At 54.7% G+C, this 17,655-nt stretch carries 14 protein-coding genes; 7 read left to right on the top strand and 7 right to left on the bottom strand.

From position 1 onward, the window contains the following. Positions 1-3: 3 nt before the first annotated feature. Entirely contained in the window at positions 4-894 is an 891-nt protein-coding gene (locus ACFSX3_RS21660) for a glycoside hydrolase family 43 protein (protein WP_339220144.1), read from the top strand. Positions 895-1,215: 321 nt separating this feature from the next. Continuing rightward, on the top strand, positions 1,216-1,596 hold the full coding sequence (locus ACFSX3_RS21655) for a hypothetical protein (RefSeq protein WP_209993202.1): 381 nt from the start codon (positions 1,216-1,218) through the stop codon (positions 1,594-1,596). Positions 1,597-1,718: 122 nt separating this feature from the next. On the opposite strand, the gene ACFSX3_RS21650 is transcribed toward ACFSX3_RS21655, so the two are convergent. From ACFSX3_RS21650 to ACFSX3_RS21635, 4 genes are all read right to left on the bottom strand, one after another. Beyond that, positions 1,719-3,668 (bottom strand): glycosyltransferase, encoded by a 1,950-nt coding sequence (locus tag ACFSX3_RS21650; RefSeq protein WP_209993201.1) that lies wholly within the window; start codon positions 3,666-3,668, stop codon positions 1,719-1,721. A 519-nt stretch (positions 3,669-4,187) separates the two neighbouring features. Further along, positions 4,188-5,951, bottom strand: a complete 1,764-nt coding sequence (locus ACFSX3_RS21645) for a tetratricopeptide repeat-containing glycosyltransferase family 2 protein (protein WP_209993200.1) — start codon at positions 5,949-5,951, stop codon at positions 4,188-4,190. Beyond that, positions 5,948-8,020, bottom strand: a complete 2,073-nt coding sequence (locus ACFSX3_RS21640; protein ID WP_209993199.1) for a glycosyltransferase — start codon at positions 8,018-8,020, stop codon at positions 5,948-5,950. The genes ACFSX3_RS21645 and ACFSX3_RS21640 overlap by 4 nt, the downstream gene beginning before the upstream one ends. A gap of 162 nt (positions 8,021-8,182) precedes the next feature. Continuing rightward, positions 8,183-9,037: a DUF6385 domain-containing protein gene (locus ACFSX3_RS21635; protein ID WP_209993198.1), complete on the bottom strand. Its 855-nt coding sequence runs from the start codon at positions 9,035-9,037 to the stop codon at positions 8,183-8,185. 281 nt (positions 9,038-9,318) lie between these two features. Here ACFSX3_RS21635 and ACFSX3_RS21630 point away from each other — a divergent pair, with 281 nt between their 5' ends. After that, a complete protein-coding gene (locus tag ACFSX3_RS21630; protein WP_209993197.1) occupies positions 9,319-9,675 on the top strand; it encodes a hypothetical protein in 357 nt (118 codons plus the stop codon). A 91-nt stretch (positions 9,676-9,766) separates the two neighbouring features. Further along, complete coding sequence (locus tag ACFSX3_RS21625) at positions 9,767-10,438, top strand: alpha/beta hydrolase (protein WP_209993196.1); 672 nt, start codon at positions 9,767-9,769, stop codon at positions 10,436-10,438. Between the two features lie 191 nt (positions 10,439-10,629). Here ACFSX3_RS21625 and ACFSX3_RS21620 read toward each other — a convergent pair whose 3' ends face one another. Next, positions 10,630-11,658, bottom strand: coding sequence for a LacI family DNA-binding transcriptional regulator (locus tag ACFSX3_RS21620; protein ID WP_209993195.1), 1,029 nt, complete (start codon positions 11,656-11,658; stop codon positions 10,630-10,632). A 116-nt stretch (positions 11,659-11,774) separates the two neighbouring features. On the opposite strand from ACFSX3_RS21620, the gene ACFSX3_RS21615 reads away from it, so the two are divergent. After that, the gene (locus tag ACFSX3_RS21615; protein ID WP_209993194.1) at positions 11,775-13,475 is read left to right on the top strand and encodes an alpha amylase N-terminal ig-like domain-containing protein; all 1,701 of its coding nucleotides are present in this window, start codon (positions 11,775-11,777) and stop codon (positions 13,473-13,475) included. A gap of 59 nt (positions 13,476-13,534) precedes the next feature. On the opposite strand, the gene ACFSX3_RS21610 is transcribed toward ACFSX3_RS21615, so the two are convergent. Continuing rightward, positions 13,535-14,644 carry a M23 family metallopeptidase gene (locus tag ACFSX3_RS21610; RefSeq protein ID WP_209993193.1) on the bottom strand — a complete coding sequence of 370 codons (1,110 nt, stop codon included), beginning with the start codon at positions 14,642-14,644 and terminating at the stop codon, positions 13,535-13,537. Between the two features lie 234 nt (positions 14,645-14,878). Between ACFSX3_RS21610 and lipA the strand changes: the two genes are divergently transcribed. Together lipA and ACFSX3_RS21600 are read left to right on the top strand one after the other, a co-directional pair. Continuing rightward, positions 14,879-15,784 carry a lipoyl synthase gene (gene lipA, locus ACFSX3_RS21605; RefSeq protein ID WP_209993192.1) on the top strand — a complete coding sequence of 302 codons (906 nt, stop codon included), beginning with the start codon at positions 14,879-14,881 and terminating at the stop codon, positions 15,782-15,784. A gap of 416 nt (positions 15,785-16,200) precedes the next feature. Then, entirely contained in the window at positions 16,201-16,896 is a 696-nt protein-coding gene (locus ACFSX3_RS21600) for a YutD family protein (RefSeq protein ID WP_209993191.1), read from the top strand. Between the two features lie 152 nt (positions 16,897-17,048). On the opposite strand, the gene ACFSX3_RS21595 is transcribed toward ACFSX3_RS21600, so the two are convergent. After that, positions 17,049-17,655, bottom strand: a 607-nt coding sequence (locus ACFSX3_RS21595; protein WP_379313244.1) for a transposase, incomplete at its 5' end; no start/stop codon positions are given.

The following is a 17,655-nucleotide window of genomic DNA, read 5'->3' as shown; positions in this document are numbered from 1 at the left end:
CGCTTGCGAGGAATCACGAACCCTATTGTACCGGGCTGGTATGCAGACCCCGAAGCAAGAACCTATCAGGACAGGCATTATGTGTATGCCACCAGATCTTTTACGGAATATACCCGGCAGATGAATCTGGATGCCTTCAGTTCCGGGGATCTGGTTCATTGGACGACCCACGAGGGGATCATCGAAATGGAGGATTTCCCCTGGATCTGGAGAGCGGTATGGGCTCCGACCCAGATTGAGCAGGGCGGCCGTCATTATCTGGTCTTTGCCTCCAACGATATCCAGAAGGACGGCGAAGCCGGCGGGCTGGAGATTGCTGTTGCAGATGCTCCCGAAGGCCCCTACAGAGGGTATCTCCACCGGCCCCTGATCGGCGGGTTCATTCACGGCGCGCAGCCGATCGACGCCCATCTGTTCAAGGATGATGACGGTGTAATCTATCTGTATTACGGGGGCTGGGGGCATTGCAACGTGGCCCGGATGAATGAGGAGATGACGGGGTTTGTTCCGTTCCCGGACGGAGAGGTTATCCGTTCCGTCACCCCTCCGGGATATGTGGAGGGGCCGTGTATGATTAACAAGGACGGTCTATATTATCTGATGTGGTCGATGGGAGGATGGACGAACGGGACTTACCGGGTAGCTTACGGCGTAAGCGACAATCCGCTGGGACCGTTCGCGAACCACGGGACGATTCTGGAGAGACAGGAGCCTGTAGCGGAAGGCCCCGGCCATCACGGATATCTGCATCTGCCGGAGCGGGATGAATGGCTGATTGTCTATCACCGGAGAATTATCGGGGACCGGGAGCCGGGCAACCGCATGTTATGCATCGACAGACTGGAATTCGGTGCAGGCGTTATCAAGCCGGTAAGAATGACCGACCGGTGGTAAGCTTGTCGGCTTATCGCAGGTGAATACAGGAGGAGTGAGGCCTTGGCTATGAGGGGCCTCTTTTGCCGTGGCGCCGGAGGAACGGTCATTCAATTAATGTTTTTCACCCCTGTATTCCCATAATGTTGTACATATTGCAACACGGCGACCGGGATATCCGGGGATATGATAGAGTTGTTGTATAAAATGCAAGAATTGCCCCCCGCTAAGCGTTTTAGGATGAAAAATCCTGCTTTTTATGCAGCAATTTTGAAATGTAGCCGGGATGAGCATTGGAATGTTGTATTTTGAGCAGGATTTTCACTGGGAGGTTGGGGGGAAATGCAAAATATTCATGATAATGAAATTGTTTCTTATACGGTTGATTTGCAAAAGTCAAAAATTACATTCCAAACATTGGGCGGCAAAGACAATTCAGTTCCCGTCATGATTGAGTTCATTGATGTCTTGGCGCATAGGTTTGAAACGCAGTTGCAAGGGAGTATTCTTCTTGATATCAGCCAATTCGAAATAAGTTCATTTGTCAAAGATAACAAGGAGTTGTTAGAGAAGCAAAAGGACTTCGCTTGGCCGATGTATTATGAAAAAAGAGCGGATTTTCTTGAATATTTACTACATGAAAATTACAACTACTATGTGATCTCCGCTTCGTATGGTCTTAATGGGTGGGTAGTTGCTAAAGAGTATAATATTTATAACTGAACAGAAAGTTTTAAAGTTGACCTTGAGGGAGCTATCCCTCAGGGTCTTTCGTTTCTATGAGTGTTTTAAGAGAATGAGTTAATCTTTGAAACCAATCGTAGCCTCAGACATTGTTATCTCTGTCATCCCCCGCTCTGAAGCACCGACTTCACAAGCAGCAGCCACGGAATGCTGCCCGTAGCGGTGATGCTCCCCTCCGGGTGAACCTCAGCCGCAAGAAGCAGCATGTAATAACTGAGACCAGTGATTGCGGCAGTGCTGCCGGATTGGCGCAGCGTCTGCTCATCGGCGGACGTAAGCTGCGGGACCTGCCCGCAAGACTGGGCAATGGCTGCATAGAGCAGCCATTCCGCAGCATCACCGGGAAGGCTATGGTGTTGTAAATGCCCGGTGTAATCCGCACACCACTGCAACTTAAATGCAACAGGTGCATCCAGTAGTCCTCGCAGTAGCGGCAGGGGAAGTCTGCTCCAGAGAAAATGTGCAGCGCCAAAAGGCCTGCTAAGCAGGAGCAATGTGTCCCAAGCACCTGCCTGAAGGAGCAGTTGTGCTTCGTAAGAATAATCTGCAAAGCTAAGCGGTGTATTCGTACGGTGTTCCGAATCGGCCGCGGGCCCGGGCGGCAGCTCCGCCAGCCGCCCCAGGCCTTGTCCTGCCGCGGCGATCCCGCCGCTGCGGCAGGACAAGGCCCACAGATAGCCGGATACCCAGGGGTTATCCGGCATATCCTCCCGCATCCGCGCAAGCCCGGCGGATGCGGCCCCGGGCTGTTCCGGGTCCCGGAACAGCGTCCCTAGCAGCACCTGAAGCACCTGCCGGATATCCTCCGGCAGGTGCGGTGCTGCGAGAAGCGCCGCCAGCCACGGGGCGGCGCGGGCATTGAGTGCGGCAGGCACCAGCCTGCTCAGCACTCGCCGGGGCAGGGCAGGGAGCAGCGGACGGGTGAATGCCGTCAGCTGCTCCGCTTGGCCGGCCAGCAGGCTCAGCGTGGCCAGCTGCTCCCAAGCGGCGGGATCGTCAGGCGTGTAGCCGATCGCCTGCCTGTAATGCTCCAGCGCTTCCTCGTAGAGGAACAGCCGCTCGCAGACCCGCCCGGCGAACATGCGGGTGCGGCAGGTTCCGCTGCCGGAGGAGGAAGGGTATTTATGCGCGGTATCCCCGCTGTCCAGCGCCTGCTGGAGCAGAGGGTACGCCCGCCATGCTTGCCCTTGCTCCAGCAGCAGCCCTGCATAGCTCTCCAGCAGATCGGTGAAATCTGCATACAGCCCAATCCCGGCCCGATAGACAGACTCCGCGTCCACAGGCCGCCCGCCCGCTTGGAGGGCAAAGGCTGTCTTGAGATACAGGTCAGCGGTATAACCGGACTCTGGCGGAGCTTCCTCCAGCAGCGGCAGGAGAAGGTCTGCTGCCGCCTGATATTGTCCCTGCTGGTAATATTCCGTGCCCAGTGCATACCGCAGAGGAACGCTGTCTGGTTCAAGCCGCAGAGCAGCGTGGATCAGTTCGAGATTGCGGCTGGCTTTATTTTTGCGCTGAAGCTCATCATCCAGATAGCCATAATGGTGCACAGGCAGATGGGCATAAGCGATATGTCCTCCGGGGAGGCTCCAGATGCTGGAGGCCACCTCTTCATGAATGCTCCCGCGAAAACAGATACGTGAATCATTACGGAACAGCCGGCACACATTGTCTGTCACGTATTCGCGCCCGGAGCCCTCCCCCACATAATGGATAAAAGGCAGGAAATACCCGTCCGCACGCTCCGATTCCAGCAGACTCTGCAAGTCATCCAGCTTCCAGTCAGCAAGGGCTTCATCTGCATCCAGCACCAGAATCCAGCCATAGGAGGCCAGTTGTAGGGTATGATTACGGGCTTTGGAGAAATCGTGTTCCCAGGGCAGCCTGATCACCCGGGCGCCGAACCTGCGGGCGATAGCCATACTGTTATCCTCTGATCCGGTATCTGCAATGATGATCTCCGAGACCCTACCCTGAACAGACAGCAGGCATTGCTCCAGATGCTGCGCCTCATTCCTGACGATCATGCAGAGCGAGATCCCGGGAGTATCCATGGTCTGTAAGCTCCTTCCTAACAGTATCTGATTGAAAAAGTGGGAGTGCAAAGCAAGCGGATATACTCCTGACGGACTGGAGAGCCGTTATTTCCCCACAAACAGCACCTTTTACGGAGTGGCGGACTGAGAGGACCCTATTGTCTCTCTAACCGATGATTTTGGGCAGCATATCGGCCTTTAAGCGCCGTGGAGTCCGTAACTCTTCCCAGTCATGCGTTTTCTCCAAAATAAACGCTCCTCAGTCCGCAAAGCTCAGTCACACCAACGCTCTACCTGATAAAAAAACGACTATGCAGGATAGTTGCAGAATGTACACGTAAAACCAGCGAAAAGGTATACTTTCTATGGATAAGTGTAGTCTGTACAACTAAAGCTGGCCCAAAGGGGGAAAAGGAAGAATCGGCGGATGTTTAAATGCCCGAATTACAACTAAACGGGAAATTGGTGATCAATCAGGCGTTTTAGTTGTACCAAATACAATTAAGCCTATCGCCACTCCGATCATCTGATGATGTACTAATCGGTCGATCTGGGGAGCGGAAGAGTGATGCGCGCAGCCGCAGCCGCCGGTGAATACATGGCCGAAGTTACGAGCACAGCCAGAACCTTGTCAGCCAAAAGAATCCAGGGCTGCACAGCCGCAGCAATAGCAGATAAGGGGAGTGCTGTGTTCCGGTCCGCCGGGACAACTGTAGGATGGTTAAGCAGCCCGGTGATATCATCGTAGCTCAGCTCAGCTGCGGAAGCCGCTTCCGCCCGTTGCAACAGCTCCAACAAATCAGCAGTAGGCGACACTTCCGGCTCTGCATCATCTACCGCTCCCGCACCTTGCATCACAGCATCGATCTTACCCTCACCCCGCACCGCCGCACCCAACGCTCCCGCATCTTGCAACACACTATCCATCTCACCCGTACCCGGCGCCGCCGCATCTCGCATCACGCTATCGATCTCACCCTTACTCTGCGCCGTACCATCCATCTTACCCGAATCTTGCACCACACCATCCATCTCTATCGCCCCTACCCCAGCCCCAAGCACATCAGCCGCCGCTGTGTAACAGCCATCCCTTACCAGCAGGCGCAGTAGTTCCTGGCGCTGCTCCGTCAGGATGCCGGGCAGCTGCCCGGCCAGCCAGCCGTGGAGCTCGGGCTCGCGGCCCGTGCATTTGAACAGGCGCGTGAGCCGGGGGATCAGCGGCCAGGGGTCCGGCTGGAGCTGGGCTGCCCTGGTGAAGCAGGCTGCCGCTTCATGCGCTTCGCCGATCTGCTGGCAGACCTGCCCCAGCAACGTGTGGGTGAGATAGGTGCCTAACCCGGATTCCGTATGGTAGAGGGGAGGCGAGGCTCCGATCTCCAGTGTCCGGCACAGCGCGGTCTTGGCTTCGGCTAAGGCCGACACCTGTAGCAATAACGCACCCTTGAGGTGGTGGAGATCGGGATAATCCGGGAAAAGCGTGCTTCCCTGCCCGCAGGCCTCCAACGCACCCGGGTAATCACCGGTTACCGCCAGGCAGCGTACTTTGTATTTATAGAGCAGGTGAACATAGCTGGTACCCGGCTCGGCCAGCTTCAGCGAGGTGCCGATATGCTCCAGCGCCTGCCCGTAATCGTTAAGCCGCATATATTCAACTGCCAGATTGAAATGCTGAAAAGCATCTCCAGGACTTTGCTCCAGCTGCTGCTTCAGCAATCCGAGATTACGGCTGATTTTATCTTTCCGCTCCACGACCCCGTCGGCATAGCCGTAGTGATGGACAATGACGGTGCCCATATGCATCGCGGCCTCCGGGGTCTCCTGCACAATGACAGCCGCAATCTGCTCATGAATAATGCCGCTGAAGCGATAATTCGGGCGGTTCTTGAACATTCGGAGGATCGGGTTAACCGTAAGCGTCTGCGAAGCGCGCTCCGTTCCCTGATGATTATGAATCCGCACAAAAAAAGCCTCATACTCCGTATGCTTCGCGCACACCAGCAGCTCATCCCGGCTCCCCGGCTCCAGCTCCTCGTCTGCATCCAGCACCAGAATCCAGGTGCCCTGCGCCAGGGCCAGACCGGCATTGCGTGCGGCGGCAAAATCCCCGTTCCACGGGTAATCAATAATCCGGGCACCGAAGCTGCGGGCAATGGAACAGGTGGCGTCGGTGGAGCCGGTGTCCACAATGATGATTTCATCCACAGCTCCGCGTACACTACGCAGACAGCGGGCGAGGTTGTCGGCTTCATTTTTGACGATCATACACAAGGAAATCAGCGGTTGGTGTGGTTTCGTAGTCATAAGCTCAGATCAACTCCTCTCTGCCGCTGAGTGTAATTCCACTTCGTATGCCAGGGTGTGCAGCGCAGCACCGCGATGGATTGGGCAACCGCTGCCCTGTCCTCCTGAAGCGGACCATGAGGCTGCTGCCCCTTCCCCTGGAGACGTTCTACAGCTTCTGCGAGACGCTGCTCCGCCAGATGCAGATAACAGAGCGCCAGTCCGGTGCTAACTGCATCGTCTGCAGGAGATTCCCCCAGAGCAAGCCGGTACCAGCCGGCAGCCTCTGCATAATGCCCTTTATCTATCAGAAGTTCTCCGAGATACCGCAGGGTTGCCCCTGAAGCCTCCTTGCTGCCTGCAAGGCCAATGAATAGTTCCCCCGCCTCTGCACGCCAGCCTTCCTCATAGAGCGCCTCTGCCAGAGTGCTTGTGTGTGCCGGAAACCGTCCAACCAGCCGCTTGCCCAGCGCGATGAACTGGTGCTTCACAGCGAGCCTTATCACCTCGGCCAGCAGCGGGGAGTCCCCGGAGGGAGCGAATTCTGCCTGCGGCTCAGTGGAATCGAGAGACAATTCCCTGTCGATCTCAAGCACTGCGGAACGCACTTCCGCAGGGGATTGCAGCCACAGCTCCTCCTGCAGCTTCCCGCCTAGCTCCCAGGTTAAAATGGCCTCAAGCAGGCAGAGCTGCTGTATAGTCTCCGCATTTAGGCCTTCGGGTGACAGCTGGGTGGGGTTAGCCCGCAGCTTGGCGGCAGTCTTTCTGAACGTATGATATTTTCCGGTAATGATCCAGGAAGACAGCAGGAACAGCAAGGTGTCCTCTTCCAGCGGGCAGACCGCAGGCGGCAGCTCTGCAATTGCCTTATAAGCACCCAGCCGATATAAAGTTCCGATAATTGCGGTTCTCGCAGCACGCTGCGCTGTACCGGTCAGCTGTATCAACAGTGCGGCAATCTCTCCCTCCGGCACCTCCAGCTCCTGAAAAGCAGAAGCAATCCCCTCCAGAGCGGGGAGATACAGGGAGTGCTGCTGAAGCGCACGATGGAACAGCTGCGCGGCCTCCTTCTGCTTCCCTAGCTGCTGGAAGATGGCCCCCATCCGGTGCAGCGGGCGGAAGCTGTCCATGCCCTGTTCGGTGACGTATGCTCTGCGCGGAGCTGGGGCAGACATGGTATCTATGGCATGCTGGTAAGACTGGACGGCGGGATCATATAGTCCTTGGCTCTCCCAGGACTGGCCCTGCATGTAATGCAGGTCAGGATAATCTCCATAACGTGTCAGCTCGCGGGTCAGCAGGCTGTCGACCGCTTTTACATGACCGGCGGCCAGATCGATTTTGCACAGATCGCGAATGATCGAGGGACGGTAAGAGGCTTGAAGCGGAGCAAGGGTAAGTGACTGGAGCAGCAGTTCTCTGGCTTCTTCCAGCCTTCCATCCTGACAGCAGGTGACCGCCAAATTATAACGGGCGAATACATCGTCAGGCTCTTCTGCAAGCGTAAGACGCAGCAGCTGCTCGTTGCGGCTGATTTTATGCTTGGCGCTCATGACCGGGGGCAGGTAGCCGAAGTGAAGAATCTCTATTGGACTGGCCTCGATGGCGGCGGACCCATGTTTTATGAGAATAGAGGACTCTACACTTTCATGAATTCTTCCGCTGAAAAGATAGCCCTGCCCACCGCGAAACAGCCGCACGGGACTATGATACAGACGATCCTCGGGCCTGCTTCCCAGCAGGTTCTCTATACGCACCGTGTAGGCTTCAGCTGTGCTGCCCCTGAGAATCTCCTTGATTGACTCTATGGAGGTCTGAAGGACTTCATCCGCATCCAGGACCAATATCCAGCTGCTAGATGCATGAGAGAGACCGGTATTGCGTGCTTCTGAGAAATGGTTATTCCAGTGGGTCTCAATGACCGTTGCCCCATACCTGCGGGCGATCTCCACAGACGGGTCGGTTGAGCCGGTATCGACAACGATGATTTCATCGGCGCCCTGCAGGCTGGCTAGACAACGGGGGAGCAGCTCGGCTTCATTGTTGACAATGAGCTGTACGCCGAGTGTAGGTTTGGCAGATGGATTCAAGATCGTTCCTCCTTCGCGGGCCTTAATTCCTCCGGGTATTCTGCAAAAATAAGAATGTACATGCGTTGCTGCCGTCTTATGTAGATGCGGAATAACGCACAGCCAAGAGTACATGGGTATCCATGCACTCTTGGCTCCTGCATCGTATGACGGAAATTATGCTTACGTTCCTTGTGCATCAAAAATAACATTAAGCGTAGAAGCCGCACCCGGCGTGGCAGATTGATAGGAGAGGCGGGTGTATTTCAGGAACCGGGCAGGCACAATAACGTCTACAGAACCTGCTGGCAGCGGATTGTCTCCGGTCGTATCGACGAAATAGTTGGTTCCGTCTGCACTAATCTCGACCCGTGTATTCACCGGATTGGCTCCGGTATTCACAATGAAGTAGGAATAGGTGCCAAGGACACTGGTATTGTTGGCCGGCAGCGGCGTATAGGTATCCGAGGTTGCAATTGCCGTTGTAGGCAGCTCAATGAAGCTGCGCTGGGAAATAGACGTTACGCTGCTCAGAGTACCAGCAGTGATAGTCGCGCCAAGCACACTAGTAATCGTACCGTCTAAGAGGTTGGTCACTGTACCAGCAGATGATAGAGTACCAGCAGTGATAGTCGCACCAAGCACGCTAGTAATCGTACCGTCTAAGAGGTTGGTCACTGTACCAGCAGATGATAGAGTACCGGCAGTGATAGTCGCGCCAAGCACGCTAGTAATGGTACCGTCTAAGAGGTTGGTCACTGTACCAGCAGATGATAGAGTACCAGCAGTGATAGTCGCACCAAGCACGCTAGTAATGGTACCGTCTAAGAGGTTGGTCACTGTACCAGCAGATGATAGAGTACCAGCAGTGATGGTTGCGCCAAGCACGCTAGAGATGGTGCCGTTTAAAATGACGGTGGTCAGGTTCCCGCTGGCATCCGTAGTTAGCGGCCGGTCGATCAGGGTCGAGGGGTCCCGGCCAAAAATAAGTGTGCGCAAATTATCCGGATTCGCCTGAAATGAACTGAAATTTGGCAAATGGAGTCATCCTTTCTGTGGGCAATTTTTGCCGTCAGCCTGCTCATGAAAAGACCCAAACCGTCGTCTGGGTCCTTAAGCATGTATAGCTGCCGGGTTAATAGAGGGAGAAGCACTTAGGTGGGCAGGACCATTCGAATGGTGTGATATTAGGATATGGAGCTTTTAAGAGAATGACTGGGTTTACTCTGCAAAAATACGCAGCCGCCAAACAACCTGCCGGACAGCTTTGAATACTATGAAAATATGCTAGACCGACAGAAGGAGTGAGCATATGCCGAATGAGACTGTCTTTAACCAGAATAACCAGCCGCTGTATACCGAGCAGGTTAACACCTATAATCAATGACAATGACCAGCCGGTCTATGTGGAAATGACCAACACCTTCCGTGCACCGGATATCAGCGCCCCGCCAGAGATCAGCGCATCGCATGCAGCCGTATTATTCTCGGCGAATGCCTCGAATTCGGTAACGATCGTGCTGTCGCTTCTCTCGGCAGTCATTTCAGTCCGCATCAGTAATCCAGCGGGCAGTGGCCGGACCTTGTATCTGTCGCGGATCAGCGGCAGTATCGGCGGCACCTCCGTGCTGAGCTTTGAGAGAATAGACTTTGAAATTGGACGGTCCCGTCGCTAAAAGAACACCGAAGCCATTGCAACTTGACTTCAGCGTGGTTAAGGTTTATTTTTCTATAAATGGATGAATTAGAAGATTGGGAGGAGGAAGCATGGAGAGCTGTCTGTTTATACACGGCTTCACCGGAGGCGAATACGAGATTTCTCCGCTTGCTCAGTTTCTGGAGGCGAACGGCTATAGGTCCAGAATGTTTACCTTGCATGGACACGGGGGCAGCAGAAGGGAACTGCTCCATTCAAGCCGGGGGGACTGGCAGCTAAGCGCCGAGGAGGAACTGAAGCAGCTATTCTCAAGCTCCGGAAAAGTACATCTGATCGGCTTCTCTACCGGAGCCCTGATTGCGTCGCGGCTGTCTGTTCAGTATTCTTCCAGAATTCAGTCGCTCACCTTGTTGTCTACCCCGGTGTATCCGCTCAACCTGGCCGAGATTCTGCGCACACTGGTCCGCCCGGAGATGCTCCGGAATTATCTCAGCAAATGGGGTTCTACACCCATGAAGGCCACTCGGGAGTTCCAGCGGTTGGTCCGTGAGAGCTTCGAGGTTTATCCGCAGCTGGAGGTGCCGACCTTGATTGTACAGGGCAGGCGGGATCATCTGGTGAAGTTCAAAAGTGCTGACTATCTCCAGCAGACCATTCCTTCTGAACGCAGACAGGTGCTGATTATGGAGCGAAGCGGACATATGGTCTGTCACAGCGGGGAGAGTCCCGCTATGATGGATGAAGTGCTCCGGTTTATCCGCCGCTCGGGCGATTCCGTATAAGCAAAGAACCCTTCCAGAGCTGGAAAGGGTTCTTTGCTTATACGCTTACTCTATGATTTGACGTTGACATTGAGGAGGGGGCGTGGTATTTTCAACTCAAGGAAACCGGTTTCCCCAAAAAAGGAATGATTACCTTCCTCCCGCTATTCTGCTATTCCGTTATTTCATGATTCCGTTAGTTATTCCATTGGTTATTCCGCAGTAACACTGCCGCTTCGCTTGGAAGATAACCGGGGAATTAACTCCGGCTCCAGCAGTTGACCGCTTATGACCGCCGCTTTGTTATCCAACCTGTCCATCAATAGCCGTCCTGCGGATGCACCGAGCTGGAAGGTATCCATATCAAGTGAAGTCAGCGGAGGGGTGGTGTAGGGGGACAAGGGATATTCATCGAATGTGGCAATGCCCAGCTGCGAAGGAATGGAGATATTCAATTCACGGGCTGCCTGCAGCACGCCGTAAGCAGCGAAGTTGCTCATGCACACGATGGAGCTGGGAGGATTAGTACTCTGTAGCAGCTGCTTAGCCGCCTGATAGCCATCTTCCTCAACCGCCCGGCCATGGATGATCCATTCGCTCTGCACAACCATTCCGGCCTCCTCCAGTGCCCGCTGGTAGCCGGCTGCACGGCGCAGGAAGAGCGGCTCATCCTTTTCGCCGCCAATGAAGGCCACAGACGGGTAGCCCTGGTCCAGCAGATGCCGGGTCAGCATGAATCCGCCCAGCTCATTGTCGCAATCGACCCAGATTCCCGGAGCATTGATTTCACCGATGGAGATATAGGGGAACTGAAGCCGGTTCAGCTCCGCACACAGATCAGGAGTCAGCACCGAGGTGTTGGCAATAATACCGTCCACCCGCTTATTAAGCACCAGCCTCTGCAGAAAATGCCCTTCAGCATGGTCATGCTGGATATTGGCAATGGTCAGCTCATATTTCAGAGGGCCAATGATGCTCTCCACCCCGCCGATAATGTTATAGAAGAACTGATTGAGAAACTCGCTTTCCTTGGACATATCAATCAGGATAGCTATCGTATTACTGCTCTGTCTGGCAAGTCCGGTGGCGATGCTGCTCGGAGTATAGTTCATCTGCTTGATGATGTCCCGGACCCGGGCCTTTGTTTCTGCGGATATTTTGGGAGAGTCGTTCATCACCTTGGATACAGTGGATTTGGCGACACCCGCTGCCTGGGCGATATCCTTAATAGTAACTTTCATAGCTTTCCCTCCCGTCCTTACGGTGTGTTACGCCTTAATGGCGAACTTTGTTCTACCTGTCATAATAACACAGTTGCTCAAGCTGCTCTACGCGGCATAAAAGGAGACTATACAGTATGCTTACCCGGTTATTCGTATATCACACAGCGGAAGACCCCTTCGCCTTCCCGGCAGGCCCCCGCCTGCTCAAACTCAGACTATTCGTGCAGAGCGGACAGAACTTGTCCTGCACGGTTGTCCACGCTGACCGTTATGATTCACCTGGCCATGAGCTTCCGCAGGAGATGGAGCGGATCGGCTGTGCCGGAGCGTATGACATACATGAAGCTCTGGTCCCGGCCGAGACAGGCAAATGCCGGTATCTGTTCCACATTGGGAATCCCGCAGGCGGATACACATGGTACGGGGAACGTGGAATTTCGGAGAACAGGGAGCAGGCGGGTGCCTTTCAATATGCCTATATTCACCGTCCGCAGGCCATCGCACTGCCTGCCTGGAGTTCAGATGCGGTAGTCTATGAGATTTACCCTGAGAGCTACCATCAGGGGACGCTTCAAGGCATCACAGACAAGCTTACATACTTGCAGCAGCTTGGCGTGAGTGCTATTTATATGACACCTATCTTTGAATCGCCTTCCGGGCATAAGTACAATACTTCCGATTACTATAAAGTAGACCCTGGATTCGGGACGCTTGACGATCTGAAGACGCTTGTCGGGACTGCTCACCGGCTGGGGATGAAGGTTCTGCTGGATGCGGTCTTTAACCATTCCGGTGATACTTTTTTTGCCTTCCGGGATGTACTGGAGCACGGGGAGGCCTCGCGCTACAAGGACTGGTTCTTCATCCACTCCTTCCCGGTCGGCGGGGCGCCGGCTCCTGACTACGAGACCTTCGCCAAGGCGGAGGCCAGTATGCCGAAGCTGAATATGGACCATCCCGAGGTAGCGGATTACATGATAGATGTAGCCAGGTATTGGGTGCGGGAAGCGGGGATCGACGGCTGGAGGCTGGATGTGGCCAACGAGGTGACTCCGGCCTTCTGGACCAGACTGCGGCGGGAGCTGAAGGCGGAATTCCCGGACCTGCTGCTGATCGGCGAGATTATGCATGCTTCCGGGCCCTGGCTGCGGGGAGATCAGTTCGACGGCGGCATGAATTACCTGCTGCGGGATGCGATGCTGGAGTTTTTTGCAGCGCAGTCGGCGGGTCCGGCCCGGTTCATGGAGCAGCTGCTGCATCAGGAGGCCTTGTACAATGATCAGGCCAATTCGGCGATGTTCCAGCTGCTGGGCAGTCACGATACGCTGCGTTTCCTGACCGCCTGCAAGGAGGGGGGCCGGGGCTGGGACCGGGAAGCTACGGCGATGAGCCGGATGAAGCTGGCTGTCTTTTTCCAGATGACCTATATAGGCCTGCCAATGATTTATTACGGGGATGAGGTTGGAATGGAAGGTGCCACGGACCCGGACTGCCGGCGGCCGATGCTCTGGCAGGAGCAGAATCAGCATACCGGATTACTGGACTGGTATAAGCGGTTGATCTCGCTGAGAACAGAGCATGAGGTGCTGCGCAGAGGGGCCTTCCGCCCCTGGTTCACAGATGAGACGCGTGGGGTCCTGGGCTATGTCCGGCGCAGTGAGCAGGATAGAATGGGGCTGATTATCAACAACTCCCCCAACCGCTACCATCTGGAGCTAACCAGCTTCCGTTCTGACAAAAATGTGCTGACCGAGCTGTTAAGCGGACTCACCCTCCGCAGTTCAAGCAAAATTCTAGTCGACATCGAGCCGTTTGGCTGTCTGATGCTGCACTAACCTGTAACCTCTGTTCCGGGCAAAAGCGAAACAGAATTTGGGTGCGCATCATGCAGGTGTTACTTTTTCTTTTTGCTTTGTCGGAGCAGGCGGAATTCCTGATTCTCCCATTGCTTGAGCAGCGGGTAAGGATCGAAGGCCCATTCCGTAATGCCGCGGTCACGGTAGATGCCGTAATGCAGGTGGGGCGGGAACTTGCCCTGTGTACCCGGGCTGCCGTAGCCGGAGCTGCCTACCCAGCCGATGGTCTGTCCCGGAGTGACAATATCCCCGCGCAGCAGGGTTTTCTCATACCCCATCAGGTGGGCATAATAATGGTAGCGGTTCTCGATATCGCGGATACCGATGCGCCAACCGCCGTAGCGGTTCCAGCCCTTGGTCTCGACTATGCCGAAGCAGGTGCTGCGCACCGTTAAGCCATGCGGCGCGAACAGATCCGTGCCTTCGTGAATGCGCGCGCCGCCCCAGCTCCGGCCGGTTCCCCACGTGCTGCGGTAGGCATAATTGGTCCCTATCGGTAGCGGAAATGCGCTGCCGGACAGGTCCAGCCGTCCAAAATGCTCATATAGCTTGGCGAACTGGGAGACGCGCTGGGCGGCCCGCCCGTTGTGATAGTACTCCCAGACCCCGATATTGAAGTCCGTTGCGGAATCCCCGTACTTGAGCAGGTGGCGGGCCATGCTGTAGAGTATATCAGCATCATTGCCGGGATCGGCGATGCCGTCCCCCGAGCCGTCCAGCCCGAAGCCGCCGAAGAAGCGGATCGAATCCGGCTGCTTGTCGTCCTGATCCGGGTTCAGCGGACCGGACCATACCGGCGCCGGTATCATAATTCCGGTCAGCCGTGGCTTGGCCGCTGCAGTAGGGCTTTCTGCGGCGGCTGTTTTTTTGCTCTTCCTGGCGATGGACCGTTCGTACTGATCAATGGCAGCGAAGCGGTACCAGGGAATGCCGGTTGCAGCACCCATCTGCTCAAAGAGCTGCTTGCGGTCAGCGGCGGCAGTCTCTTTGCTGTCTGCGGGAGCAGGACTGCCCGAGCTGAGTTCGGGAATTTTATGATAACGGGCAGCTTGGGTACTTTCGGCAGGACTACCGCTCCAGAGCAGGGCGGCGGCAGACATGCACATCAAGGTTCTGCGGGTGTAGGGACTCTTTAATAAGGCCAGCATGATCTCATCCTCCTGCGTTTGGACGCATGAATTGCATTTAGGTTTGCGGAAGCGGCACCTGGGCCAGGTGCTTTTCTTTAGATTGAAGCAAAAGGACTTTTTTTATCCATGACCACTCCAAGGTTCACAAAAACAGGCAAACGCCTACTTCACATGCTATAATATGAGGCAGCAACTTTTGACTGTGAAATAAATTGACATTGACATTCAGATCGAAAGCGGGGTCTCATCACTTTGACTAATCGAACAGCCAAACAGCCCAAGCCAGACTGGATCAAAATCAAGTTAACCACCGGTGAGGATTATCAGGAAATCAAGGGTATGATGCGCTCGAAGACGTTACATACCGTATGCGAGGAAGCACGCTGCCCGAATATTTATGAATGCTGGGCTAACCGCACGGCGACCTTCATGATTCTGGGGGACATCTGTACGCGCGCTTGCCGTTTCTGTGCGGTGAATACAGGCCTGCCGACTGAGCTGGACCTGCTGGAGCCGGAACGTGTGGCAGAGGCTGCCGAGGGCATGCAGCTTAAGCATTGTGTGGTTACGAGCGTGGCCCGCGATGATCTGAAGGATGGGGGTGCGGCGATTTTTGCCGAGACCGTGTCTGCGATCCGTAAGCGCCTTCCTCTGTGCAGCGTTGAGGTGCTGATTCCTGATTTCCTGGGAGACCGCGAGAGCCTGGAGACCGTGATGAACAGCCATCCGGATATCCTGAATCACAATATCGAGACCGTGGAGCGGATGTCTGACCGTGTCCGGGCCAGAGCCAAATACCGCCGTTCCCTGGAGCTGCTGCGCCGGGCCAAGGAGATGAAGCCGGAGATTCCGACCAAATCGAGCATTATGCTTGGCGTCGGTGAGCAATGGGATGAGATTCTGCAAGCGATGGATGACCTTAGAGCCGTAGATTGTGATATATTGACATTAGGACAATATCTTCAGCCTTCGCCGAAGCATCTGAACGTGGAGAAGTACTATCCGCCCGAGGAGTTCGCGGTGCTGAAGGAAGAGGGCCTGAAGCGCGGCTTCAGCCATGTGGAGGCCGGCCCGCTGGTGCGCAGCTCTTATCGTGCCCATGAGCAGGTGAAGTCTGCTGCGGTGGCCCGTGAAGCGCGTGCCGTTTCACAGGCATAAATAACGGTAACGCCGTACTTCGTAGATCACCTTTCGAAGTCGCTTGTCGCTTGGCTTTTTGTTAGAATTTGCTATGCAAATTCCCCGCATGACGAAGTCACAGGCAGTTTTTTGCTTTTAAGGTTTAAGGTTTAAGGTTTTAGGTTTTAAAAGGGGTTGAAGGCTGAAAGAACCAATGCCGCAAGAGCGGCGAGGTTCTTGGGTTGGCGGTTGCACCCCCTTCGCGTTGATGGAGTCATGGAGAGGGATTTTGAAATTGTAGGAGCGGGAGCGTACGCCTTTGTGGTCTGATTTCAACCGCCTAGCGGTTAAAAAGAGGAAATCAGACCACAACAGCGGCCGGAAATTCAAAATCCCGCGCAATGACGGCTTATCAACGCCCCCCCAGATATTATTGAAAGGCAGGCGACACACGCTTGATCGTTATAGGTGGAAAAGGTTACGAGCTGATGCTCGATCATAAGGACGGCTGGAACCCGGAGGCTTTTCGCGGAAGATACAGCGAAGTGCTGGAACGGTACGATTATATAATCGGTGACTGGGGCTACAGCCAATTGCGCCTCAAAGGCTTTTACCGGGATAATCACCCCAAGGTGAACCGGGATACAGCCATCTCAGGTATGGTGGATTATATTAACGAATACTGTAATTTTGGCTGTGCGTACTTTGTGCTGCATAAGCTGAAGGAGTCCCCGCAGGAGGGAACCTTCAAGGATATTCTGATTAAGGAAGTACCAGAGCCCGGGGTAGACGATGATCTGGAGCAGGAGGATGAACCGGCGGTAAGTGTAAAAGAACTCCGGGAGCCGCAAGCGGGTACAGGCCGGGAGCGTGCAACCAAGGACAGACCGGTGCGTGAGCATCAGAGCCGGAATCACCGCAACAAAGAAGGCCAAGGCAAGAAGAACCATAAAGAGTTCCAAGGCAGAGGCCAGCAAGGCCAGCCGAATAATGCCAAGCAGAACAGAGAACACAAAGACAACCGGTCAAACAAGCAGGCGAATCAGAACAAGCAGGATAGACCGGATAAGCAAGACAACCAGAATAGACAGGACAAGCAGGATAATAACCAGAACAAGCAGGACAATAAGCAGGACAAGCAGGAAAGTTAGAACGATTAGCCAAGGGGGAACTTCTTGTTCACCCCTGGTTTTCTCGATGCAACTTAAAAAAGGGGCTGTCCCAAAAGTAGATTTTCTACGGCGGAAGAGAGTTCTCTTCATTCTTAATGCTACAAAAAGTGAGCAGAGCAGCGATTCTCCCGTTATTGGAGGATCGCTGCTCTGCGTTTTTGGTCATTGGCGGCTTGCTTCAGCAGATTATGTGCAAGGGAAAGCCACCCGACCTCAAGCGTCACTTTCTCCATGCCGCGAAGCAGAAATCGCCGGAACCCCCGGTTGTTCTTCAGTTGTCCGAATACACTTTCCGGCTCCGTCATTCGGCGTACGGCCAAGGTGTAACCTTCTTCACTCCGTAGAATTTCGCGCGCCTGTTTCTGGTATCGCAGCCGTTCCAGGCTGACGACCACCTCCCGATTTCCTGCCGCTTTCGTGCAACGCTCCTTTAGGGGGCAGCCTTCACAGGAGCTGCTTCGGTAATGCCGTCTGCGAATGTCATAGCCACTCTCTAGGGTCTCCTTGCTTTCCCTGTGGAAATGCAGCCTGTTCCCAGCTGGGCACGTCCAGTGATCCCCAGCTGTATCGTATGTCCAGTTTTCGATTTTACCAACATTCGCTTTCCAGGCTTTAGTCTTTTCCTTGTGGTAGCTGCTGTACTTCACCACCGCCTGTATCTCTTTCTTTTCCAGATAGGCGTAGTTTTCTTCGCTGCCGTAGCCTGCATCTGCAATGACTGTCTTTGGCCATTTTCCT

This window comes from Paenibacillus rhizoplanae, from assembly GCF_042684125.1.
Classification (GTDB): domain Bacteria; phylum Bacillota; class Bacilli; order Paenibacillales; family Paenibacillaceae; genus Paenibacillus_AQ; species Paenibacillus_AQ rhizoplanae.
Note: the sequence above shows the minus strand (reverse complement) of the source record. Positions and strands in the feature narration are given on the sequence as shown.